Raw genomic sequence first — 23,168 nt, 5'->3', positions numbered from 1 at the left:
TAGCCTTGCCCTAATTGGCTAGATAGCCGGTACCTTGAACTCGGTGCCCTCTATGGACAGCACCACGTCCCGGGGCCGGATCTCCACTATGGTTAACAGCCCCTTGATCTTGTCCCCTTGCTGCAGTTCAGCCCCGTCGACATTGAGCCAACGGTTGTTGGGGGCTGTGGCATACACATGGGCGTTGATATTGAACTCGGGCACCCTGAGTTGCAGGGCCGCCGGTAACTCACCGTATTTGGGATAATCCTTTTTGGGCGCTGGTATGGGATCAAGCTTGGGCTCGGTCACCGAGGTGTTGGCGGATTTGTCGAACTCCACTTCCTTGAGCGCGGCCTGGAAGGCGCTGACCAGCTCGGCATCAGCGACGCGGGGCCTTGCTTTCTCTTGCACCTGACTCAGCCCTACCTCGGCGGCGGCCGAAGCCACTTCCTGTTTCAGGGCAGCAAGTGCTTCCAAGCCACGCTGATTGGCCCCGGCGCCGAGGATAATTGGCTCTTCATCTGTTACCGACGGCTCTTCTGCCAACTTCAGCCCATCTGCTGTTGCTGTCTGTTCCGGCGCCGCCAGCGACTCAAGCTCCTGAGAAGAAGCTTCGACCGCCACCAGCGCATTGGGGGATTGCCAGTTGCGGGACAAAGGCAAGGCCACCTTACCTGCCAGACGCACACCGGTATCTGCCTCTGCCGTGTGTGGCATCAACTTGGCGGGTTGCTGGGTAACTTCGCCCACCAGCCCAACCTGGGCAGACTCAGCTGCCGGTAGCCGGCTTTCAACCTGAGCTACACCGGGATAGGCGCCTTCGGCGGTAACATTGGCATTAACATCCGCAGTGGCATCCACAGTGCCATTGAGAAAATGATTCACTCCCCAGGCCGAGGCAATCGCCAGGACCAGGGCCGCCGGTAACCACAAATTGGCCAAGGGCAAACCGCTCTTGGGCTCCTCATACAAGGGTCTTGGACTGCTGAGCAAATCCCCCTGCTGCTGTTGGCTGCGACTGACCGCATCAAGCAGAATCGACATCAGCTCAGCCCCCCATTACTCACCAGACGCGGCCCCTGACGACTCAGATACAGATTAAGCTGCACCTGGGTCTGACTGCCGGCAATGCCATCGGCCTTAAGGCCATGTTGACGCTGGAACTGTTTGAGGCGCATTTCCAACTGGCTGTCGAAACTCTGCATTTGTCTTGGGGGACGCCCATCGAGCAGGGCCAAACCGTTTTCCAGCCACTGGATCTGGCTCAGCGCCGATCCCCGCCCTATGTCGCTGGCAGCCTGGGCCGGCGCCTGCCAAAACAGCTCGAATGTCCCGGTAAAGTGACGGTTAAACCAGTCCCGCTCCACCCACAGTTGCTGCTCGGCAAGTTGCAGCAACAGCGAATCACCGTCGCGCGCCAGTACAGTGCCATAAAAATCCTGGCCCTCATCGTCCATCAGGTACACCACAGCCGGATAATTGAGCCGGGTGAGGCTGAACCAATTGCCCTGCTGCTGATGGCAGGCGAGTCCCTGGGCCTGTGCTCCCTGGCAGGGACTCAAGTCTCGGTAAGGAGCGGCGCCCCAGGCACCGAACAGGGCCGCAAAGGCGGTATCAATTTCGCGACTGGCGGCGATGGCAATATTCAGCACCCGCGCCTGGGCCTGGATCTGAGCCTGACGCTCGGCCTGGGCCTCATCCATGCTGCTTGTCGGCTGGAGTTGAGACGTAACCACTTCGGCAGCGGGAGTTGCCGCGGGCGTTTCAGATACTACTACCTGAGGCGTGACAGGAGGCTGTTGCCCGGCTTCGGCACCCGGCAGCAAACCACTTTGTTGATTCAACCACAGCAGGGCGCCGCCGAAGGTCAGGGCGGCGGCTATCGCAATCGGTAATGGCCGCTGCCACAGCCCGGGTTTGGGTGGTTCCAGACCTAGCACCTCGGCCGCGGCCTGGCTCACCATGCGGGCATCAATGGGCACCCTGGAGCGGGCATAACCCGCCATCAGTGCCCGTTCGCACATCAGGTTAATCAGCCTGGGAATACCGCCGCTGAATTTGTGCAGCACCTTGATGGCACTGCGGTTGAACAGGGGCTCGAAGCGCCCCGCCACCTGCAGCCTGTGCTGCACATACATACCCACTTCTTCCAGCGTCAGGGGCAACAGGTGGTAACGGGCAGTGATCCTCTGGGCCAGTTGCCGCAGCTCCTGGCGCTTGAGCAGTTGTTGCAGCTCCGGCTGGCCTATCAATATGACCTGCAGCAATTTCTTGGTGTCGGTTTCCAGGTTGGTCAGCAAGCGCAATTGCTCCAACACCTCCGGTCTCAGGTGCTGGGCCTCATCGATGATCATCACGGTATTGCGGCCCGCCTGATGATTCTGCAACAGGAAGCGGCTGATAAGATCGGTCAACTGCTTAAGGCTGGGGGCTTCGCCATAGGGGATTTTCAGCTCGTCACACAGGGTGGCCAGCAGCTCCTGCTCAGTCAGCGAGGGATTGAGAATAAAGGCGGTGTCCGTATTGTCCGGCAGTTGCCGCAACAGGCAGCGGGACACTGTGGTTTTGCCTGTGCCCACTTCACCCGTCAGCAGCACGAAGCCGCCGGTCTCCCCCAGGCCATAGGTCAGGTGGGCCAAGGCCTCCCTGTGCCTGTCGCTGAGAAACAGGAAGTCGGGGTTGGGGGCGATGGAAAACGGACTCTCTTTCAGTCCATAGAACGCCTTATACATGGATATTCCCTTAAAACTTGAGGCCCACAGGCCAAGATTGTAGCCCAAATTACTGGCAGCGACCGTCAAAGTCAAAGCCTGCGGCGGCCTCTCGGGCCGGTGGCAAGCTGAATTGGCACCGGGACCATGCTAAGCTCTGGCCATACAAAGAAGAGGATTTGATTGTGAAACGATTTTTGGTCGGTGGCGCCGTCCGCGATGCCCTGCTGGGTCTGCCGGTGAAAGACAGGGATTACATGGTGGTGGGTGCTACCGTGGAGGAGATGTTGTCCCAGGGCTTTCGCCAGGTGGGCAAGGACTTTCCCGTGTTTCTGCATCCCGATACCCAGGAGGAATATGCCCTTGCCCGCACCGAGCGCAAAACCGGCAGCGGCTACAGCGGCTTTAGCTGCCATGCCAGTCCCGAGGTGACACTGGAGGAAGATCTGCAACGACGGGATCTGACCATCAACGCCATAGCCCAGGATGAACAAGGAGCGCTGTACGATCCCTGGGGTGGACTCAAGGACATAGAAGCCAGATTGCTGCGGCACGTGTCGGCGGCCTTTGTCGAAGATCCGCTGCGGGTGCTGCGGGTCGCCCGCTTCGCCGCCCGTTTCGCTCCCCAGGGGTTTAAGGTCGCCCCCGAGACCATGGCATTGATGACCTCCATCGCCGCCAGCGGCGAGTTGGAAGCTTTGACCGCCGAACGGGTGTGGCAGGAACTGGAGCGGGCCCTGGCCACCGAGGCGCCCCAGGTATTTTTCGAGGTACTGAAGGACTGTGGTGCCCTTGAGGTTCTGTTTCCGGAAATCCATGCCCTCTTTGGCGTCCCTCAGCCCGAGCGCTGGCACCCGGAGATAGACACGGGTGTTCACACCCTGATGGTGCTGGCCCAGGCGGCCAGGCTCAGTGAAGACAAAACGGTGCGTTTTGCCGCCCTGGTGCACGATTTGGGTAAGGGTGTTACCCCCAGTGAACTCTGGCCCAAGCACCATGGCCACGGTCAAAAGGGACTGCCTTTGATAAAAAGGATGTGCGAGCGCCTGCGGATCCCCAATGAATACCGGGATCTGGCCCTGCTGGTCAGCGACCAACATCAAAATCTGCATCAGGCCTTCGAACTGAGGGCCGAGACCCTGGTTAAGATTTTCGACAAGGCCGATCTGTGGCGAAAACCGGAGCGGCTGGAGCAACTCTTGCTTTCCTGTGAGGCCGATATGCGTGGCCGAACCGGCTTCGAAGAAGCCCCCTATCCACAGGGCGAATATGTGCGCGAATGTTTTACGCTCGCCCTTCAGGTTGAGGTAAAAAATATCATTTCAGCGGGATTTAAAGGGGCGGAAATTAAGGCCGAAATACAGCGCCAAAGAGTGAGACAAATATCACAGTTCAAGACGGTGAAAAATATTGCGCCAAGTACCGGTCAAACGCCCATAAATTGACAATAAGCTGTTAAAAAATGGTGACAAAATTCACTGATTCGGCTTCAGACTTGCAATTGACTGAGGATTAGTTAAGGTAAACAGGCTAATTGATGAATATTCGTAGCAAAAAAAATTGGCTGTGACATAATTAGCGCGCTTCAGTTGCCCCGCAACTGATAACTTAAAATCCAACCTATTTCGAAGGGATTTATTCATGAAAAAAGTACTGCTGATTGCTGGTGTTGCTATGACTGCTCTGCTGGGTGGCTGTGCCAACACTACCGCTCTGGAAGAAAGCGTTGCTAACCTGGGCAACAAAGTTGACCAACTGTCAGCTGAAGTTAGCTCTCTGAAAGCTTCTCAAGGTGAAATCGCTGCCGATGCAAAAGCTGCCAAAGCTGCTGCTATGGACGCTCAAGCCGAAGCCAAGCGCGCCAACGACCGTCTTGACAACGTTGCTTCTCGCTACAAGAAGTAATGTGGGTGCCGGTAGCCTCCAACGGGGCTACCGGTATTTTTTTGCCTGAAATTTGCCAAAGTCAGGCTTTTTGTTGCCAGAGTCAGGCTTTTTGTGCCACCACTATCCGGTAATCCAGTTCCAAAGCCGAAAAATCTCCCCGTAATATTTGATGACGCATGGCATCCTTGAGGCGCCAGGCATAGGGCGTCATTTCCAGCAATACCAAAGCCGCCTCGGGCTTGAGAGCCAGATTGAAGCTGACGGCTCGCTCGCTCACCAGCGTCATCCCGGCGGGCACATTGGTCACGAAGGGCTTTTCACTCAGATCACCATAAATGTATTGCCTCAGTTGCCACAGGTGCCTTGGCCCCTGGGCCAGATTCACCAGCAAACCGCCCTGCTTCAATACCCTTAAGCCATCCTTGCCTTTGAGGGCCTTGTCCATCAGCCACAACATATCGAAGGCACCATCGGCATAGGGTAAGGACTTGAGGGAGGCATAGCTTATCCCGGCCGGCCCCTTGGCCTTGGCGGCGGCAAAGGCCGCATTTTCAGCCTCGGTCACCGCCTGCAGGTCCAGCGTCAGGGTCTCGGGCAAAGCAGCGGCCAGGGCTCGGCTGAAATAGCCGTCACCACAATCGAAATCCAATGCCCTGAGGGTGCCATCGGCTCCCGCCAACCCGGTAACCGTCTCGGCCAATGCCTTGATGGCGGGCATTAAAATGCCTGACTCCAACAGGAAGTGCTTTGCCCTCAGCTCGGCGCGGCTGTCGCCCTGGACCTTGCCCTTGGCGGGCTTGGCAAAACCCCAGAAGCCCGGCTCACGCTTGTCGAAATGGTGTTTGCCATCGCAATACCAGCCGCCCGATGCCTGATGGGCATGCAATGGCTGAGCGCAGAGGGGGCATCGGAACAGACTGGTCATGGATTCACTCACAGGAAAATAAAGCCACACAACACGGCGCCCAGCGCCAGGCGATAGATCACAAAGGGGGTCATCCCCATGCGGCTGATGATTTTCAGAAAATAGTGGATACAGGCATAGGCCGATACAAAGGAGATGGCCGTGCCCAGCACCAGGGCCTGCATGTCTATGGCGTCAGGACTCCTGACCAAATCCCTGGTGACCAGTACGGCGGCACCAAGACTGACGGGCACCGACATCAGGAAAGAGAAACGCGCCGCCGCTTCACGGGTCAGTCCCATCATCAAGCCGGCGGTCATGGTAATACCGGAGCGCGAAGTCCCCGGGATCAGGGCCAGTGCCTGGGCAAAACCGATAAACAGGGCCTTGCGCCAACCGGATTGGTACTCGTTCAACTGCCTGGGTCCCATTTTATCGGCCCACCAGAGCAGCAGGCCAAAGACCACGGTCGTCACGGCAATAACACCAACGCTGCGCAAATGGGTGGCGACAAAGTCCTTGAAAGCGAAACCGAAAAAAATCGCCGGCAGGGTGGCGAGAATAATCCACCATGCGAGCTTGCTTTCGGCACACAGTTCACGCTTGAAGATGCTCTGGGTCCAGGCCTTGGCCATGGCCAGCAGCTCGTGACGGAAATAGATCACCACGGCCAGCAAGGAGCCGGTGTTGACCGCCACATCATAAGACAGGCCCTGATCCTCCCAGCCCAGGAGCTGCGCCGGCAGTATCAGGTGGGCTGAGCTGGAAATCGGCAAAAACTCGGTCAGGCCCTGGATAAGGGCAAGAATAATAACCTGTAGGGTATCCATGAAATTCCTTGGGGATCAGTTCCAGTTAAAGTCTATCGGCCACAATTTTTGGCTTTGTTTATCAAATGCCTGCCACATGGTAGCAAAACTCAGTCCGGTGAGGGGATGCAGGGTTTCGGGGGCCAGGTCCGCCAACGGCCAAAGCACGAATGCGTTTTTGACTATCTCGGCCCGTGGCAGTTCCACCGGTTGCAGACAGATTTGGCTGTCATAGAGCAAGAGGTCCAGATCCAGGGTGCGGGAGCTGAATTTGCGCGCCTGCGGATCCCGGCCCTGCTCCAGCTCAATGCGTTTGCATTGGGCCACCACCTGGGCGACATCAAGCTCTGTGTCAGCCCCTATCACCAGATTAAGGAAGTGGCCGCCGTCAAAGCCAACCGCTTCACTTTCATATACGGGCGACAGGCTAAGCTCGCCGAAAACCTCGGCCAGCAGGCGCCGTGCCTCACGCACATAGTGCTGTGGATTGATGTTGCTGCCGACGCTGATATAAATCCTTGCCATCAGTATTTCTGTCCCCTGTTGCAGCCAAAACGCCGCGGCATCAGCAATGGCCGCGTTCGATTTCAACCCCAACGGCGCTGGCCGAGGGCACGGCGCCGGGTTTCATCACCCGCACCTTGACCCACAGCACCCCAAACTCTGTCATCAGACAATTGGCCGTCATCTCGGCCACCGTCTCGATAAGTTCGATGGGCTGGGCCGTCACCAGCTCGACGATGCGCTTGGAGACTGTTTCGTAGCATAGGGCATGGCGGTAATCATCTGTGCTGCCGGGTAAACGGTTATCCCAGGCCATATCCAAATCCAACAACAGACTCTGGTGGATCTGCTTTTCCCAGTCGTAGATGCCTATGACTGTGTCTATTCGCAACTCGCGGATCAGCACTTTATCCATCTGTGTCTCCTGAGGTCAGATAAGCTGTGGCACACAAAGCCGGTATAATCGGCGGCGCATGGGCTCACAATCGATTAATTGAGCTTTCGATCAGGGCCCAAGCCAGTTAGGATAAGGCCTTGAAGGATAAGATTTACCGCCCGGCACTCCGTTAAGGCGTCGCCGGCGATTTGCGAAGCGGTTCAAGGTCTCAGTTCCAGGCCGAACCCGGGAATGCAGCCCCCGCTCCAACAGGCCGCGATAATACCCCAAGACGTGTAAGGAAACCAATTTGACCAGCGAAATTGCACTGATTGCTCTGATGATAGTCACGGCCTACCTGGCAGGCTCAGTGTCCAGTGCTATCTTGGTCTGTCGCCTGCGGGGATTGCCGGATCCGCGCAGCCAGGGCTCAGGGAATCCCGGCGCCACCAACGTGTTGCGTATCGGCGGCGCCAGCTCCGCTGCCATGGTACTGTTATTCGATATGCTCAAGGGCGCCATTCCCAGCTGGGTGGCCTATAAGCTCGGCATAGAATCCGTTTGGCTGGGGGTGATCGCCATCGCCGCGTGCCTGGGACATATTTTCCCCATATTCTTTGGTTTCAAGGGCGGCAAGGGCGTAGCCACCGCCTTCGGTGCCATAGCCCCAATTGGTGGCACCCTGGCAATCTTGCTGGTGATCACCTGGCTGGTGCTGGTATTTATCAGCCGTTATTCCTCGCTGGCGGCGCTGCTGACGGCATTTCTGGCTCCCATCTATACCTGGTGGCTGGACGACAGGTTTACTCTGCCGGTTGCCATGCTGTCGACCCTGATTGTCATCCGCCACAAGGACAACATTCAGCGGCTGCTGCGGGGTGAAGAAAGCAAGGTGTCCCGTAAACGCCGCAGCTGATTGCTTTCAAGCAATTGATTGCAAGCAATAAAAATTCCAATAAAAAACGGCGCCAAGGCGCCGTTTTTTATTTCAAGCCAATCAGACCGCAGGCAGGCTGTCCAGGGGCCAGCGGGGTTGGCCCTTGACCGCGAGATCTTCCACCTGACCGGCCTTGAGTCGCTGCAGACCCGCATAGGCAATCATGGCACCGTTATCGGTGCAGAATTCACCCCTGGGGTAGTACACCTTGCCACCGAGTTTTTGCATCAGCTCGGCCAGCCCGGCCCTCAGTCTCAGGTTGGCGCTCACACCACCGGCAATCACCAGACGCTTGTACCCCGTCTGCTCCAGGGCGCGGCGACACTTGATGGCCAGGGTATCCACCACGGCTTCTTCAAAGGCGCGGGCGATATTGGCGCGGGTCTGCGGATCATCGGGCTCGGCGGCTATGGTGTTGGCCACAAAGGTCTTGAGGCCTGAAAAGCTGAAATCCAGTCCCGGCCTGTCGGTCATGGGACGGGGAAATTTATAGTGAGACGGCAGTCCAGAGGCGGCCAGCTTGGCCAGTCTTGGGCCACCGGGATAATCCAGGCCCATCAGCTTGGCGGTTTTATCGAAGGCTTCACCGGCGGCATCATCAATGGACTCGCCCAGCACTTCATACTGGCCAATGCCATCCACCTTCACCAACATGGAGTGACCGCCGGACACCAGCAGTGCCACAAAGGGAAACTCAGGCGCCTCGTCTTCCAACATGGGCGCGAGCAAATGGCCTTCCATGTGGTGCACGCCCACCGCCGGCAGGTTCCAGGCATAGGCCAGGGCACGGCCAACACAGGCACCCACCAACAGGGCACCGATAAGACCCGGCCCCTTGGTAAAGCAGATGCCATCGAGATCTTCGATACGGGTGTCGGCGTTTTTCAGCGCCTCACGGATAAGCGGCACAATTTTGCGCACATGATCCCTGGAGGCCAGCTCCGGCACCACACCGCCGTAATCGGCGTGCAGTTTCACCTGGCTGTACAAGGTGTGCGACAGCAATCCCAGTTGATCGTCATATATGGCTATTCCCGTTTCGTCACAGGAAGTCTCAATACCCAGAACCCGCATCGTTTCTCTTTATCTCCTCTGGCAAGGCGGCCAATTCTACCCGTCACCGCCGCGCTTGACCAGCCAAAGTGAGGCATGAATCTCGTTTTGGGGTTTACAATGTCTAAGCGGTCAGTGTAAAATTCCGCACCATTTTAAATCCTCTTGGCGAGGATGGGTCGACCAACCTTATCCGAGTCAATACAAATCTACACCTAAGGGGTGATGGCGTATGCCAATTATTAAAGTACGTGAAAACGAACCATTCGACGTAGCTCTGCGTCGTTTCAAGCGCTCTTGTGAAAAAGCAGGTATCCTGGCTGACGTGCGTGCTCGTGAATTCTACGAGAAGCCAACTACTGCCCGTAAGCGCGCCAAGGCCGCTGCAGTTAAGCGTCTGGCCAAGAAGCTTTCTCGCGAAAACGCACGTCGCGTACGTTTATACTAATCCCGTATGAGCCTGACAGAACAGCTTAAAGACGAAATGAAACAGGCACTTGTCGCTAAAGACAAGGCTCGCCTGGGCACTATTCGTCTGGCCCTTGCCGCCATCAAGCAGATTGAAGTGGATACCCGCGAAACTCTGACCGATGAGCAAGTACTGGCTGTACTGACCAAGATGGTCAAGCAGCGCCGCGACTCCATAGCCCAATATGAGGCAGCGGGTCGCAGCGATTTGGCTGAGGTGGAAGCAGCGGAAATCAAGGTCATTGAAGCTTTCCTGCCAACACCGCTCACCGAGGAAGAAATTGCCTCGCTGATCGACGCCACTATCGCTGAAGTCGGTGCCGCCTCTATCGCGGACATGGGCAAAGTAATGGGAGCACTGAAGCCGAAGGTGCAAGGACGCGCAGATTTGGGAGCCATAGGCCCCCGAATTCGTGCCAAACTGCAGTAATAGGTTCACAGTGTATGAACAAGCCGTGCATCTGCGCGGCTTGTTTGTTTTATTGATCGACCGGCGTAATTTGGCAACCTGATGGCAATACCCCGTGATTTCATCAATGATCTGATAGCCCGCACCGACATAGTCGAGTTAATCGACCGCAAGGTGCCCTTGAAAAAGGCGGGTAAAAATTACTCGGCCTGTTGTCCTTTTCATAGCGAAAAATCACCCTCCTTTACCGTCAGTCGCGACAAGCAGTTCTACCATTGCTTCGGCTGTGGCGCCCATGGCAATGCCATCGACTTTGTCATGGAATACGAACGGCTTGAATTTGTTGATGCCATAGAAGAACTGGCCGGCCAGCTGGGCCTGGATGTGCCCCGCGAGCAGGGTAAGGGACCACGACGGGACGAAGGTTTGAGCCGGGATCTCTACCAATTGATGGAAGAGGCCGCCAGGCATTACCAAACACAGCTTCGTCAACACGCCGACAGGCAAAAAGTGGAAGACTATCTGGCGTTTCGCGGTCTATCCAAAGAGGTGATAGACAACTTCGGTATCGGCTTTGCCCCCGAAGGCTGGGACGGTCTGCTTGGTCGCTATCGCCAGAACCAGGACGCCCTGGACAAGTTGCTCACTGCCGGCATGCTGATTGAGAATGACGGCGGCAAACGCTACGACCGCTTCCGCGATCGGCTGATGTTTCCCATCCGCGATCGCCGCGGTCGGGTCATAGGTTTTGGTGGTCGGGTATTGGGGGATGGCACACCCAAGTACCTCAATTCGCCGGAAACCCCGATTTTCCATAAGGGCAATGAGCTTTACGGCCTTTATGAATTGAAACAAAAACACCGGGACCCTCAGCGGGTTTTGATAGTCGAAGGTTATATGGACGTGGTGGCTCTGGCCCAGTTCGGACTCGACTATGCGGTGGCGTCACTGGGCACCTCCACCACGGCGGAGCAGTTTCAGTTGTTACTGCGCAGCGCCAAGGAAGTGGTTTGTTGCTACGACGGTGACAAGGCCGGTTTCGAGGCCGCCTGGCGGGCATTGGATACCGCCCTGCCGCTGCTCAAACCCGGCGACAGCGTCAAGTTTATGTTTTTGGATCAGGGAGAAGATCCCGATTCACTGGTACGCAAGATAGGAAAAGACGCCTTTGAGGAACAGATAGCCCAGGCACAATCGCTGCAGGATTATCTGTTTGCCACCCTCACGGAAAAATACGGCGCCGACAAGGGTAACCTGGCCAAACAGGCCATGGCCCTGATTGAAAAGATTAAAGACACAGTGCTTGCCAATCTGCTGCTGGAAGATCTGGCCCACAAACTGGGCATGAACAGCAGTGAGGATCTGAAGAAAAAGCTTGGTTTGCAAACCAAGCCGGCTTCGCAGGCACTGGGTCAAAAGGGCCTCAAGGGCCGTGGTACACCGCTTAGGTTGGCCATTGCCCTCTTGGTCCAGCATCCGGCGTTGGGACAGGGTTTACCCAAGCAACCGGCGTTGGAGCACCTTAAGATGGCAGGTATAGAATTACTTAACCTGCTGTTGGAATTGACCCGGCCGCAAGCCATTAACAGCGCACAGCTGCTTGAGCAGTTCAGGGAGAGCGAACACTGGAATCCCCTGAAAAAACTGGCCCAGTGGGAACATCAGGTAGCAGACGAGAACTTGCAGCAGGAATTCCGAAAAGCGCTGATTTGGTTGAACAACCAATATATAGAACAGCGCTACCAGGAGTTGAGCATGAAACCCGACCTGACCAGGGAAGAAAAGCTGCAACTCCAAAAGCTTATCACTGTGATGAAGGGCTTGAAGTGAAACAAAAAACCAGCTTCAAACTCTGGCACAGCCTTAGGCAGATGGCTATAATTGACGATTTGCGCGACGTCGCCCGTGGGGCGCCGTCCGTCGTTGTAACAGTTACCCAACTTGGATGATATCTATGGATCATACTCCGCAGTCGCAACTCAAATTGTTGCTCGCCAAAGGTAAAGAGCAAGGTTACTTAACCTATGCAGAAGTGAATGACCACTTGCCTGCAGATATGGTCGATTCCGACCAGATCGAAGATATTATCCAGATGATCAATGACATGGGTATCCGCGTATACGAAGAAGCGCCGGATGCCGATGAAATGATGATGTCGGAAGACAACACCGACGAAGATGCGGCCGAAGAAGCAGCGGCTGCCCTGGCGACGGTGGAGAGCGAGCTTGGTCGCACCACGGATCCCGTGCGCATGTACATGCGTGAAATGGGCACAGTGGAACTGCTGACCCGCGAAGGCGAAATCGTGATCGCCAAGCGCATCGAGGAAGGTATCAACACGGTACAAAGCTCGGTGGCCGAATATCCCCAGGCCATCGCCATGATCCTGGAACAATTCGACCAGTACGAGGCCGATGGCCTGCGTCTGTCAGATATCATCTCCGGCTTTGTGAATCCGGATGAAGACGATGTTGCCCCCACCGCGACCCACATAGGTTCAGATCTGTCCGAAGATGAGCTGGAAGATGAAGACGATGTGGATGATGAGGACGAGGACGAAGAAGGTGGCGACAGCGACGATGATGGCGCCAAGGGACCGGATCCCGAGGAAGCCCGCGAGCGTTTCAGCGCCCTGCGTAACGCCTACGAAACCGCCCTCAAGGTCATAGACATCAAGGGTCGCGAACACCCTGAAGCCACCAAGGCGCTGTTTGAGCTGGGTGAAATCTTCAAGGAATTCCGCCTGGTACCCAAGCAGTTCGACCGTCTGGTCAAGAGCATGCGCGAAATGATGGACCGCGTCCGCGTTCAGGAACGTCTGATCATGAAGCTGTGTGTCGAACAGGCCAAGATGCCGAAGAAGAACTTCGTCAAGCTGTTCACCGGCAATGAAACCGATCTGACCTGGTTCAACAAAGAAATCGACGCCGGTCGCGCTTACTCGGGCGATCTGAAAATGGTGGAAGATGACGTACTGCGCTGCCGCAGCAAGCTGGAGTCCATTGAGGGCGAAACCGGCCTGTCCATTGCCGCCATCAAGGACATCAACCGTCGCATGAGCATTGGTGAGGCCAAGGCCCGCCGTGCCAAGAAGGAAATGGTGGAAGCCAACCTGCGTCTGGTGATCTCCATCGCCAAGAAGTACACCAACCGCGGCTTGCAATTCCTTGACCTGATCCAGGAAGGCAACATAGGCCTGATGAAGGCCGTGGATAAGTTCGAATACCGTCGTGGTTACAAGTTCTCCACCTATGCGACCTGGTGGATCCGTCAGGCCATCACCCGCTCCATAGCGGATCAGGCCCGCACCATTCGTATTCCGGTGCACATGATTGAGACCATCAACAAGCTCAATCGCATCAGCCGCCAAATGCTGCAGGAAATGGGCCGAGAGCCGTCTCCGGAAGAACTGGCCGAGCGCATGATGATGCCGGAAGACAAGATCCGCAAGGTGCTGAAGATAGCCAAAGAGCCTATCTCCATGGAAACCCCAATCGGTGACGATGAAGATTCGCATCTGGGTGACTTTATCGAGGACACCACCCTCGAACTGCCACTGGACAGCGCCACCAGCGAAAGCCTGAAGCAGGCCACCCACGAAGTGCTCGCCGGCCTGACCGCCCGTGAAGCCAAGGTGCTGCGTATGCGTTTCGGTATCGACATGAACACAGACCACACCCTTGAGGAAGTGGGCAAGCAGTTCGATGTGACCCGTGAGCGTATTCGTCAGATTGAAGCCAAGGCCCTGCGCAAGCTGCGCCACCCAAGCCGCTCGGAAATACTCAAGTCCTTCCTGGACGAGTAATTCCAGCCAAAGAAAAAGCCGCCCAAGGGCGGCTTTTTCTTTGGCCTCGTTGCCACTGCCCTTTCCCTCCAGCTGACTGTGTAAATCCAGTTGATTAACAGATAACCACTTGAACATTCAGAGTGAAATTTTGCCGATATTCACGGGTGACAAGCGCTGACAAACTTCGTATACTGCAACCCGCTTGAGTGGAGTCACATCCAAAAAGCACCGGCCCCTTAGCTCAGTTGGTTAGAGCACACGACTCATAATCGTTAGGTCCACGGTTCAAGTCCGTGAGGGGCCACCATATTCTTCAAAGGCTTAGTTAACTACGTTGACTAAGCCTTTGTCCTTTCTGGGATACTGGGTGCTGTAGTGTTCAAACTCGCATTAGAAAAGATCTTGTTGCCTTCCCCAAACCTCCTCAATAAAGTATCGGTCAAAGAGTATGCATTTAACCGCTTGTGAAGTGGTGGCGATTCCTAAACTGAACATCTAAGGACTAACATGAAAATTATAGGGATATTTGCAGCGCTAATAACGCTATCGGCTTGCACCTACACATCTAACATGAACGTAGGAACCAATTTCAGTTCGGAGCAGGTGGCAAAGATAGCAAAGGGCAAAACAGCAGAGGCAGATTTAGTTAACCTCTTTGGTCAGCCACAAGTAAAAACTGTCATCAACGAAACAGACGTAAAGTGGATTTACAGTTACACAGAGGGCATCGCATCTGCCCAAGCCTTTACGATGAAAACCACATCCGACTTCACGACTCATACACTGGATATTTTGCTTAGAAATGGTGTTGTGGTGAACTTTGCAGAAACCCACGCGCCAACGAATATGACTATCAACACTCAAAGCTCAATAAAGTAATCGAGTGACTGTATGGACATATTGGAATATTACGACCTAAAGGAATGGTGGAACACGGCACTAACGCCAGCTCAACGTGAGCAAATATCACGTGACTATCAGCCAATGGGTTATCCGTCTGAAGAGCGTTATCTCTATGCAAAGCTGGTAGGAAAATCGTATGGTGACACCGATAAATGCTGTTTACTTAACGTCTTAGCGTGTGTGGCAAAAGATGATGCTAAAGGCATCATTAGGGACAAAACCGAGCAAGCGGTAAAAGAGGCTCTTAGCCAGCCTAGGCGAAATTACATAGATATTCACTTAGCCCTAGATGGTTTAATTAAATATCATTACCCCTTGCGGAATGACCAAGCTCATTATGAAAAGGCCAAAGAGCTTTGCTTATTGCAGATATCTATTTCTAGTAAATTAGTCAAAAAATTTCGTTATCCCGAAAAACCGAAAGAATTAAAACGGCTTCATAAATTAACGGGTATGACACATCCCTATTATGATGAACCTCAAATTCTGCCTTCACATACAGGTTACAAACAACTTGCTATCATCCTTGAAAAAGAAGGTGATCTTGAGGGGGCACTGGAACTTTCGCAGAAAGCTCTAGAACAAGGATGGTCTGACGACTACGAAAAACGCATCACCAAGCTAACAGCTAAGCTCGCCAAACGACAATAGTCCGTGAGGGACGAACAATATTATTCCAGCCAAAAACGCCTGCTTCTGCAGGCGTTTTTGCTTTCTGTATTTACTCCTGTCCCGTGAGGCGGGCGGGATCCAGCAATCGCACCAGCTCTTCCTTCTCCATGTCGGTCATTTCCGCTGCCACTTCCAGTATCGGTCTGCCCTCGGCATAGGCCCGTTTGGCAATCTCCGCCGACTTGGCGTAACCGATGACGGGATTGAGTGCCGTCACCAAAATCGGATTACGGGCCAGATCCCGCGCCAATCTGTCATCACAGACCTCGAAACCGGCAATGGCCTTGTCGGCCAGCGTCACCATGGCCTTGCTCAAGAGTTGCAGACTGGACAGCAGGTTATGGGCTATAACGGGCAGCATTACATTGAGCTCGAAGTTGCCGGACTGACCGGCAACCGTGATGCAGGCATCATTGCCTATCACCTGGGCCCCGACCATGGCCACCGCCTCGGGGATCACAGGATTCACCTTGCCCGGCATGATGGAAGAGCCGGGTTGCAGCGCCGGCAAGCGTATTTCCCCAAGACCGGACAGGGGGCCGGAGTTCATCCAGCGCAGGTCATTGGCAATTTTCATCAGGGTCACCGCCAGGGACTTGAGCTGACCCGACAAGGCCACAGCCGCGTCCTGACTGGCGATATAGGTAAACAGATTGGCGGCCGGTTGAAAGCCCAGGCCTGTGATAAGGTTCAGCTCATCGCAAAAGGTCCGGGAAAAGCCTGGGGGCGCATTAACCCCGGTACCCACGGCCGTGCCACCCTGGGGCAAATGTTGCACCGCCTGCAAATGGGATTGGAGTTGCATCGCCTGGGCATCCAACTGACTGGCCCAGGTCTCCAGGCTCTGGCTCAGGCGCACCGGCATGGCATCCATCAAATGGGTGCGGCCGGTTTTGATTGAACCGGACAGACCGGCGGCCTTGGTCCGAATGCTGGATTTAAGCTGCCCCAGCGCCGGCAACAGCTCGATTGCCAAAGCCTTGGCGGCTGACACATGAATGCAGCTTGGGATCACATCATTGCTGCTCTGGCTTTGGTTGACCTCATCGTTGGCGCTGACGGGGCGCCCCAGACCTATGGCCGCCAAACTGGCCAGTACCTCGTTGGCGTTCATATTACTGCTGGTGCCCGAACCCGTCTGGAATACGTCCACCGGGAAGTGCTGCATCAGCCTGTCATTGCGGGTCAGGGACAGGGCGGCTTCGGCAATGGCATGGGCGCAATCCGGGGCCATTACGCCCAGGTGGGCATTGGCCCTCGCCGCAGCGGCCTTTATCTGCAACAGCGACTGAATAAAAGCCTTTGGCATGGGCGTGCCGCTGATGGGAAAGTTATCCACCGCCCTCTGGGTCTGGGCACCATAAAGTGCCTCTTTCGGCACGGCGACCTGACCCATGCTGTCGCGTTCAATTCGGGTTTCCATCACACAGATTCCTGATGCCTGAGCCCGGCCAACCCAGGCTTCTTCTACCCATGTTAGTTCAGGCTCGGGGCTCCCGCCCCCTTCCCTGCCACAGCCTTATGAGATATTCAATGATCTTAATGATAGTGATTTGCATTTAGATTTAGTTATCTATACAATTCGCGCCATCAAACTGATATTCCAAGATGGGGAAAAGGAAATAATGAAAACAACTTCGTTAAAACTCAGTGCGTTGGCAATGCTGGCAGCAGGCTCCCTGGTGCAAAATGCCCAAGCCGGTGAAGACCTGTTCGGTTATGTAAAAGGGGCTGAGTCCCTGCCCAAGGATGCGGTAGAGCTGTACCAAAAGGTCACGGTACGCGATGGCAAGAGCGTCGGCAGCTATCAGGGCATTGATTACGAAACCGAGCTGGAATACGGCTACAGCGACAAGTTCTCCGTGTCCGCCTCAGCCAAATTCATGTCCCTGGATGCCAAGGGGTTGAGCGTTGACGGTTACCTGCCCGGCGACAAGGATGTAGGTTTCAAGACCTCGGGTGCAGAGCTCGGCATGGCCTACATGTTCCTCAGCCCCGCCAAGGATGATCTGGGCCTGCAGGCCACCCTGTCGCTGGACTATGACTGGGTCGACAAGCACTCGGGCTACGACAAGGACACACTGTCACTGGAAATGGGACTGCAAACCCAGAAGTACATGCTCGAAGGTGAGCTGGTTTGGGTTGGCAACATGGCTGTTGAAGCCACCTATGCCGATCGCGCCGCCATCAATAACCTGCCGGAAGACTTTGATTGGCCAACGGATCCTGAAATGGAAATCGAACTCAAGTTCGGTACCGGCCTGAGCTACCGTTTCGCCCCCAACTGGTTTGTCAGCGCCGAAGTGCTGTACGAAACCGAATTTGAAACCGAAGTGGGCCAGGAGCGCTGGTCCTGGTTTGCAGGTCCTTCCCTGCACTACGGCAGCGCCAACTGGTGGGCAACCCTGACCTGGTTGCCACAGCTGGCCGGTGGCGGCGAGCAGTTCGATGGTCAGGATACGGATCTGCACCTGATCGAGAAAACCGAGCAGGAAATCCGCCTGAAAGTGGCCTTCAACTTCTGATGCCGCGGCGGGCATGGCCCCATGCCCGCCATTTTTGAGGAGCTCTCCATGTCAGACAATCTGTTCAACAACAGCCTGTGGTTCGTCCCCATGGCTCTGGTGGCCGCCCCCGCGGTTGCTGCCGATTACCTGAGTATTCCCCAGGCCCAGCAGCTGCTGTTCTCACCCCAGGCGCAATTTATCGAGCGCCCCACCCTGTTTAACGGTGATGCCAAGGACGAGATCAAGCACAAGGCCGGCACCCGCCAGCGTCAGGATCAACAACCCATTTGGCGGGTGGAGGAAAACGGCGAATTCCGTGGCTGGTTTATCGTCGATGACGTCATAGGCAAGCACGAATACATCACCTATGCGGTCGGCATCAGCCCCGGGGGAGAGGTGCTGGGAATGGAAGTGCTCAGCTATCGTGAGACCCACGGTGGTCAGGTGCGGGAACAGGCCTGGCGCGATCAGTTCAAGGGCAAGCACCTGGGGCAACCCTTCAAGCTCGATGAAGACGTCAGCAACATCAGCGGTGCCACCCTGAGCTGTCGTAACCTGCTCGATGGGGTCAAACGCCTGCTGACCATACAACAGCTTTACCTTGCCAAAGACGCATGACACTGCAACGCCGCGCCCGGCCCTTGCTGGGCACCCTGGTGGAAATCAGCATCAGGTGCGATGACGGTACCAAGGCACAGGCCGCCTTCGGGGCGGCTTTTGCGGTGATGGCGCAGATAGACGGTAGCCTCAGCTTCCATCGCCCGGACAGCGAGCTTTCCAGGCTCAACGCCCATCCCGGGCAATGGCAGCCCATGGGGCGCCACGGCCTGCGTATTCTGCGCCTGGCCAGAGCCCTGGGGCAGCGGACAGAGGATAAATTCAACGTCACGGTCGGTGGGTCTTTGGTGGAGTGTGGCGCCCTGCCAAGGCACAAGGCCCGGGATTTTTTGACCCTCGGCAGTTGGCGGGATATTGAACTTGGCCCCCAAGGCGCCAGGCTGGCCCGCCCCGTGCTCTTGACCCTGGATGGCATAGCCAAGGGCTACGCGGTGGATCTGGCGGTCAAGGCACTCAAGGCGCAAGGCGTTCGAAGCGGCAGCGTCAATGCCGGCGGTGATATCCGGGTCTTCGGTGATATGCGCCTGGCACTACGGCAAAGGCGCTGCGATGGCTTGAGTGCCCCCATGGCATTGGAAAACATGGCCATCGCCAGTTCACGCCTCGGCGGCGCTGCCGATCCCAGCTTTCCATCACTGCTGCTGAGCGATGTGACCACCAATGGCGAGCGCATGCTGAGTGTCGCCGCCCGCTTTGCCTGGCGTGCCGATGCCCTGACCAAGGTTGCAGCCTGGCACAGAGGCCCGGAACTGCTGGCGGAGCTTGGTGGCACCCTGGTCGATTTTGATTGAGGACAGAATGAAAAGGCTCAATGGTTATCCCAACGGATTTTTCTATTTACTGATTGGCGCCATGGCGTTGGTGGGCTTGTCGGGCCTGGCCATGCTGCCCTGGGTTGCGGAATTCAAACTGGAGCTGGATGTGGGTATCCAGCTCGGTCATGGCTGGCGCCAACCCATAGTGGTGAGCCATATGCTGGCGGCCTACGGCCTGCTGCTGCTGCTCGGCGCCCTGTGGCAGGTGCATATCCGCGCCGGTTGGCGTCGGCGCGAGAACCACCGCAGCGGACTGACCCTGGCGTTGTCACTGCTGTTGCTGGCGCTGACGGGGCTTGGACTCTATTACCTTGGCGACGAAGATTGGCAACTTTACGCCAGCCTGCTGCACTCAGGCCTGGGGAACGTGCTGCTGCTGCTGTTCCTCTGGCACTGGCACCATGGCATCAGGGTCAGGCGGGCAACCATAGAAGCGGCCAAACACAGGCAGTCTGTCAGGCACCGGACCAATCGAATCCCTCGGCCAGCAGAGACACCAGAAATTCTATCTTGATATTCGACAGCTGGCGGTAATCGAAGTAGGGGCAGACAATCAGGCGTTGGTGGCGGTCGATGGCAAACTCAGGATTAAGCCAGTCCAGCTCGGCCAGCAGCCGTCCCACGTCCAGTAACTGCTTGGCCCAGGTGCGGCCCATGATGAGGTGTACTCGCCCGTCATCAAGGGTTGCGGGGGGCTCAAACAGCAGCGCCGTCCCCGAGCCCGGTTGCAGCAACAGAGCATCCCGGTACTGCTGCCATTCCGAAAATTCCTCTAGCCGGGCCAGCGGCGGCTCTTGCGCCAATCCCGCTTGCTTCATGGCCCACAGCAGTTTGGCGTAGACATTGAACACCTTGCGCCAGCCATTGCCACAGGCATCCCCTATGGCCTTGATTTCACCCGCCACCAGGGGACGGCAACTATCCAGCTGCTGCAAGCCCATAAAGGGCGGCCTGTTGCCTATGCAGACGCCAAATTGATAATTGCCATCGCCCAGGCCCACGGGCGTGTTTTCCCCACTCATGCCTTCTACCTCGCCAAACATCCCGGTATGCGGGACTGAAATGGCCACCAGCATAGGAGATCCGCGGCAAGACTCCAAGGACTGCAGCCGGGCTGGTATACTGACGGCCTTGTTTACCTTATTGCCAAGCAGATGCCGGACAGCAGCCACGCCTTTGATGCCAACTCTCCCTTAGATGCCAACTCGCCCTACGGGCGCTATCACCAGTTGTGCCAACAGCTGGCGCTGGATTTTGATCCCGCCCAGCAGGCGGCGCTGGCGGCACTGCAGCAGCGCTTTGATGGGCTCAATGCGGGCGAGTGCGGCTGCGGTCTCTATCTCTGGGGCGATGTGGGCCGCGGCAAGACCTTGCTGATGGACCTGTTTCACGCCTCCCTAGGTACCGTCCCCAGCCTCAGACTGCACTTTCACCGTTTTATGGCCCGCATCCACAGGGAACTGAACCTGCTCAGCGGCGTCAGGGATCCCCTTAAGCACCTGGCGCGGGAGCTGGCCAAAGACTGTAAGGTGCTCTGCTTCGATGAGTTTTTTGTCTCGGACATAGGGGATGCCATCATACTCGGGCGCCTGTGCGAGGCCCTGTTCGAGCAGGGTGTGCTGCTGGTGGCGACCTCCAATACCCCCATCCCCAGGCTGTATGAGAACGGGCTGCAGCGGGAGCGCTTCCTGCCCGCCATTGCCCTGCTGGAACAGCAACTGGAGTCGATTCATCTCGATGGCGGGCGGGATCACAGGCTAAGGGTGATGGCAGCGGATACTCCCCACGGCCCGCTGCCGCGCTGGCAACAGGGGGGGGAGCCCGCTTTCGAGGCCTTGTTCAGTGATACCTTGCTCAGTGAAAAGAGGGAGAAAACACTTGAGGTGCAGGTGTTGGGACGGCCCATAGCCGCGGTCCGCGCCGGGGCCGGACGGGCCTGGTTCAGCTTTAACGCCCTGTGTGAAGGGCCCAGATCCCAGCTCGATTACATGGCGCTGGCAGAGCAGTTTGACTTGCTGGTGCTCAGCGATGTGCCGCGCCTTGGCGGCGAGCCCAGGGGCTGGATCCGCGCCCGCGGCACCGAGGATGGGGTCGAGGCCACGGCCACAGGCGAGCGCATTCTCAGCTATGCGCCGGAAGACGATGCCGCCCGGCGCTTTATCGCCCTGGTGGACGAATTTTATGACCAGGGTAAACAACTGTATCTGCACACCCGGGTGCCATTGACCGAGTTGTATTGCCAGGGCGCCCTGAGTTTCGAATTTCGCCGCACCCACAGCCGGCTGCAGCAGATGCTGCGCGCCGACTGGCCGGGTTAAATCCCCCGGCGGCCGGTATTGAGGATCTGCACCGCAGCGGCTGCATTGCCCAGCCAGGTGTCCAGCTGCGCCCTGTCATGGTATTCGCCCCCCTGGATTAACGCCTCTATCTGCATGGTGGCGCTGATGTCCGCCAAGGGGTTGGCACGCAGCAGCAAGAGATCCGCCCGCTTGCCCTCGGCTATGCTGCCATAATCCTTTTCCAGTCCCATAAATCTGGCGCCGTCGAGGGTGGCGGCGCGCAAAATTCTCGCCGGACTCAATCCCGCCTGCTGCCACAGTTGCAGCTCGCTGTGCAGCCCCTCAGCCGGGTACACATAGGTATTGAGCGCCGCCGAATCACTGCCCGCCAGCAACATCACCCCGGCCGCGTCCAACCTGGGTAACTGGGCGGCTTCATCCTGATACTTCTGTTTTCGGGCCTGCCATTGGGCCGGCGTTTGCTCGCCCATGCGCTCAATGCGCCAACTGTATTTGTCGGTGAAGGCCGAGGTCAGATAACGCAAAAAGCCGTCGGTACTGTGGTCGGTAGCGTCGAGGTTGGCCAGCTGATAGCCGCCTATCAGGGTTGGGGTCACGGCCACGCCTTGGGCGGCGAGCATGCGGTAGCCCTTGTCGGCCAGCGGTTGCTGAAAACCATCACGGTAACGGGCCGCAGCCTCCTTGGCTTCCAGGGGGCCGGAGCGCACCGATGCCGCTATCTCCGGCTCATCCTGATGCCCAAGGCGCAGCACATAGGACAGATGCTCTATGCTCGACAGCCCGGCATTCGCGGCCTCGGCCACAGAGACGCCATAGGGAATGTGGCTCGATACCCGGTAGCCACGGCGACGCGCCTCGGCCACGGTTTTCAGATAGAGTTCCGGTTGTAATGTGTTTTCGGTGATCTTGATAAAATCCACCCCCATGGCAGTGAGCTTGTCCATACCGCGCGCCATGGCCGCATCATCGCCTACTTCCAGATCGCCATTCCAAAGGGAGTCTATGCCCTCAAATTTTTGCCCGGCGGAGAAAATGCGTGGCCCCACACGCTCACCATCGGCGATTTGCTTGCGCCACACCATGACCTCGGGAGCGAGATCGCTGGCTGCTTCCCGCACCGCCGTGATGCCGTAGGCAAGGTACAGGGGCAGCAACAGTGCATTGTCCTCCACCAGCTCCCGGCCCTCGAAGTGCACATGCATATCCCACAGCGACGGCATCAGGTACCGGCCCCCCAGATCCCGACTGCTGTCCGCCACCAGCACCTCGGTTGCCGGGGCGATACGCACTATGCGGCCATCTTCAATCAGCATTTGCCTGCCCTGCAGCACCCGTCCCTGCTCCACGTCCACCAGCTGGAAATGGGTCAGTTTCAGGGTCTCGGCCTGAAGTGGTGCAGCCAAGCACAAGGCCAGGCAGAGTGCGGAAACAAGGCTTGGGTGCGATCCGGGATGAGGAGAAGCGAGCTTGAGCAGGGGCATGGGCTTGGGTCCTTTTGGGAATATTGTTGTAATCAACCCAGTCTA

24 protein-coding genes and 1 tRNA gene are annotated in these 23,168 nt (G+C 56.8%); 15 read left to right on the top strand and 10 right to left on the bottom strand.

Annotated elements, in window-relative coordinates; translation table 11 throughout:
• Positions 1-18: 18 nt before the first annotated feature.
• Both JYB85_RS03980 and JYB85_RS03975 read right to left on the bottom strand, forming a co-directional pair.
• On the bottom strand, positions 19-1,026 hold the full coding sequence (locus JYB85_RS03980; RefSeq protein WP_207381158.1) for a general secretion pathway protein GspB: 1,008 nt from the start codon (positions 1,024-1,026) through the stop codon (positions 19-21).
• Complete coding sequence (locus tag JYB85_RS03975; protein ID WP_207381157.1) at positions 1,026-2,714, bottom strand: ExeA family protein; 1,689 nt, start codon at positions 2,712-2,714, stop codon at positions 1,026-1,028. The genes JYB85_RS03980 and JYB85_RS03975 overlap by 1 nt, the downstream gene beginning before the upstream one ends.
• A 164-nt stretch (positions 2,715-2,878) precedes the next feature.
• Between JYB85_RS03975 and JYB85_RS03970 the strand changes: the two genes are divergently transcribed.
• Together JYB85_RS03970 and JYB85_RS03965 are read left to right on the top strand one after the other, a co-directional pair.
• Entirely contained in the window at positions 2,879-4,138 is a 1,260-nt protein-coding gene (locus JYB85_RS03970) for a multifunctional CCA addition/repair protein (RefSeq protein WP_207381156.1), read from the top strand.
• Positions 4,139-4,334: 196 nt separating this feature from the next.
• The gene (locus tag JYB85_RS03965) at positions 4,335-4,598 is read left to right on the top strand and encodes an Lpp/OprI family alanine-zipper lipoprotein (protein WP_207322121.1); all 264 of its coding nucleotides are present in this window, start codon (positions 4,335-4,337) and stop codon (positions 4,596-4,598) included.
• 82 nt (positions 4,599-4,680) lie between these two features.
• Here JYB85_RS03965 and JYB85_RS03960 read toward each other — a convergent pair whose 3' ends face one another.
• The 4 genes from JYB85_RS03960 to folB are packed head-to-tail and all read right to left on the bottom strand — an operon-like array spanning position 4,681 to position 7,212.
• Positions 4,681-5,505, bottom strand: a complete 825-nt coding sequence (locus tag JYB85_RS03960) for a putative RNA methyltransferase (protein WP_207381155.1) — start codon at positions 5,503-5,505, stop codon at positions 4,681-4,683.
• A gap of 8 nt (positions 5,506-5,513) precedes the next feature.
• Positions 5,514-6,314 carry an undecaprenyl-diphosphate phosphatase gene (locus JYB85_RS03955; protein ID WP_207381154.1) on the bottom strand — a complete coding sequence of 267 codons (801 nt, stop codon included), beginning with the start codon at positions 6,312-6,314 and terminating at the stop codon, positions 5,514-5,516.
• Positions 6,315-6,329: 15 nt separating this feature from the next.
• The gene (gene folK / locus JYB85_RS03950) at positions 6,330-6,818 is read right to left on the bottom strand and encodes a 2-amino-4-hydroxy-6-hydroxymethyldihydropteridine diphosphokinase (protein ID WP_207381153.1); all 489 of its coding nucleotides are present in this window, start codon (positions 6,816-6,818) and stop codon (positions 6,330-6,332) included.
• Between the two features lie 40 nt (positions 6,819-6,858).
• Positions 6,859-7,212 (bottom strand): dihydroneopterin aldolase, encoded by a 354-nt coding sequence (gene folB / locus JYB85_RS03945; protein WP_207381152.1) that lies wholly within the window; start codon positions 7,210-7,212, stop codon positions 6,859-6,861.
• 301 nt (positions 7,213-7,513) lie between these two features.
• On the opposite strand from folB, the gene plsY reads away from it, so the two are divergent.
• Positions 7,514-8,089 carry a glycerol-3-phosphate 1-O-acyltransferase PlsY gene (plsY, locus tag JYB85_RS03940; RefSeq protein WP_207323084.1) on the top strand — a complete coding sequence of 192 codons (576 nt, stop codon included), beginning with the start codon at positions 7,514-7,516 and terminating at the stop codon, positions 8,087-8,089.
• A gap of 81 nt (positions 8,090-8,170) precedes the next feature.
• Here plsY and tsaD read toward each other — a convergent pair whose 3' ends face one another.
• A complete protein-coding gene (gene tsaD, locus JYB85_RS03935) occupies positions 8,171-9,184 on the bottom strand; it encodes a tRNA (adenosine(37)-N6)-threonylcarbamoyltransferase complex transferase subunit TsaD (protein WP_207322116.1) in 1,014 nt (337 codons plus the stop codon).
• Between the two features lie 211 nt (positions 9,185-9,395).
• Between tsaD and rpsU the strand changes: the two genes are divergently transcribed.
• From rpsU to JYB85_RS03900, 7 genes are all read left to right on the top strand, one after another.
• A complete protein-coding gene (gene rpsU / locus JYB85_RS03930) occupies positions 9,396-9,611 on the top strand; it encodes a 30S ribosomal protein S21 (RefSeq protein ID WP_006080725.1) in 216 nt (71 codons plus the stop codon).
• A gap of 6 nt (positions 9,612-9,617) precedes the next feature.
• Positions 9,618-10,061 carry a GatB/YqeY domain-containing protein gene (locus JYB85_RS03925; RefSeq protein WP_207322115.1) on the top strand — a complete coding sequence of 148 codons (444 nt, stop codon included), beginning with the start codon at positions 9,618-9,620 and terminating at the stop codon, positions 10,059-10,061.
• A gap of 81 nt (positions 10,062-10,142) precedes the next feature.
• A complete protein-coding gene (gene dnaG / locus JYB85_RS03920; RefSeq protein ID WP_207381151.1) occupies positions 10,143-11,870 on the top strand; it encodes a DNA primase in 1,728 nt (575 codons plus the stop codon).
• Positions 11,871-11,994: 124 nt separating this feature from the next.
• Positions 11,995-13,845, top strand: a complete 1,851-nt coding sequence (gene rpoD / locus JYB85_RS03915) for an RNA polymerase sigma factor RpoD (RefSeq protein WP_207381150.1) — start codon at positions 11,995-11,997, stop codon at positions 13,843-13,845.
• Between the two features lie 212 nt (positions 13,846-14,057).
• Positions 14,058-14,134 (top strand) — tRNA-Ile (locus JYB85_RS03910).
• A gap of 200 nt (positions 14,135-14,334) precedes the next feature.
• Positions 14,335-14,706, top strand: coding sequence for a hypothetical protein (locus JYB85_RS03905; protein WP_207381149.1), 372 nt, complete (start codon positions 14,335-14,337; stop codon positions 14,704-14,706).
• 12 nt (positions 14,707-14,718) lie between these two features.
• The gene (locus JYB85_RS03900) at positions 14,719-15,381 is read left to right on the top strand and encodes a hypothetical protein (protein WP_207381148.1); all 663 of its coding nucleotides are present in this window, start codon (positions 14,719-14,721) and stop codon (positions 15,379-15,381) included.
• Between the two features lie 70 nt (positions 15,382-15,451).
• Here JYB85_RS03900 and JYB85_RS03895 read toward each other — a convergent pair whose 3' ends face one another.
• Positions 15,452-16,825 (bottom strand): class II fumarate hydratase, encoded by a 1,374-nt coding sequence (locus JYB85_RS03895; RefSeq protein ID WP_207381147.1) that lies wholly within the window; start codon positions 16,823-16,825, stop codon positions 15,452-15,454.
• A 202-nt stretch (positions 16,826-17,027) separates the two neighbouring features.
• On the opposite strand from JYB85_RS03895, the gene JYB85_RS03890 reads away from it, so the two are divergent.
• Genes JYB85_RS03890 through JYB85_RS03875 form a run of 4 tightly spaced genes read left to right on the top strand, consistent with a single transcriptional unit; the run spans position 17,028 to position 19,856 of the window.
• Positions 17,028-17,927, top strand: a complete 900-nt coding sequence (locus JYB85_RS03890; protein ID WP_207381146.1) for a DUF6662 family protein — start codon at positions 17,028-17,030, stop codon at positions 17,925-17,927.
• Between the two features lie 48 nt (positions 17,928-17,975).
• Complete coding sequence (locus JYB85_RS03885) at positions 17,976-18,527, top strand: FMN-binding protein (protein WP_207381145.1); 552 nt, start codon at positions 17,976-17,978, stop codon at positions 18,525-18,527.
• Complete coding sequence (locus JYB85_RS03880; RefSeq protein ID WP_228730192.1) at positions 18,524-19,318, top strand: FAD:protein FMN transferase; 795 nt, start codon at positions 18,524-18,526, stop codon at positions 19,316-19,318. Before JYB85_RS03885 ends, JYB85_RS03880 begins: the two co-directional genes overlap by 4 nt.
• 7 nt (positions 19,319-19,325) lie before the next feature.
• A complete protein-coding gene (locus JYB85_RS03875; RefSeq protein ID WP_228730191.1) occupies positions 19,326-19,856 on the top strand; it encodes a hypothetical protein in 531 nt (176 codons plus the stop codon).
• On the opposite strand, the gene JYB85_RS03870 is transcribed toward JYB85_RS03875, so the two are convergent.
• The gene (locus JYB85_RS03870; RefSeq protein WP_207381144.1) at positions 19,798-20,364 is read right to left on the bottom strand and encodes a DUF6942 family protein; all 567 of its coding nucleotides are present in this window, start codon (positions 20,362-20,364) and stop codon (positions 19,798-19,800) included. The genes JYB85_RS03875 and JYB85_RS03870 overlap by 59 nt on opposite strands.
• A gap of 132 nt (positions 20,365-20,496) precedes the next feature.
• Between JYB85_RS03870 and zapE the strand changes: the two genes are divergently transcribed.
• Positions 20,497-21,660 (top strand): cell division protein ZapE, encoded by a 1,164-nt coding sequence (zapE, locus tag JYB85_RS03865; protein ID WP_207381143.1) that lies wholly within the window; start codon positions 20,497-20,499, stop codon positions 21,658-21,660.
• Here zapE and JYB85_RS03860 read toward each other — a convergent pair.
• Positions 21,657-23,045, bottom strand: a complete 1,389-nt coding sequence (locus JYB85_RS03860) for an amidohydrolase family protein (RefSeq protein ID WP_207381142.1) — start codon at positions 23,043-23,045, stop codon at positions 21,657-21,659. The genes zapE and JYB85_RS03860 overlap by 4 nt on opposite strands.
• Positions 23,046-23,168 lie beyond the last annotated feature (123 nt).

The sequence above is a fragment of the Shewanella sedimentimangrovi genome (assembly GCF_017354965.1).
GTDB lineage: Bacteria > Pseudomonadota > Gammaproteobacteria > Enterobacterales > Shewanellaceae > Shewanella > Shewanella cyperi.
The sequence above is the reverse complement of the archived record's forward strand: the minus strand, read 5'-3'. Positions and strand labels throughout refer to the sequence as shown.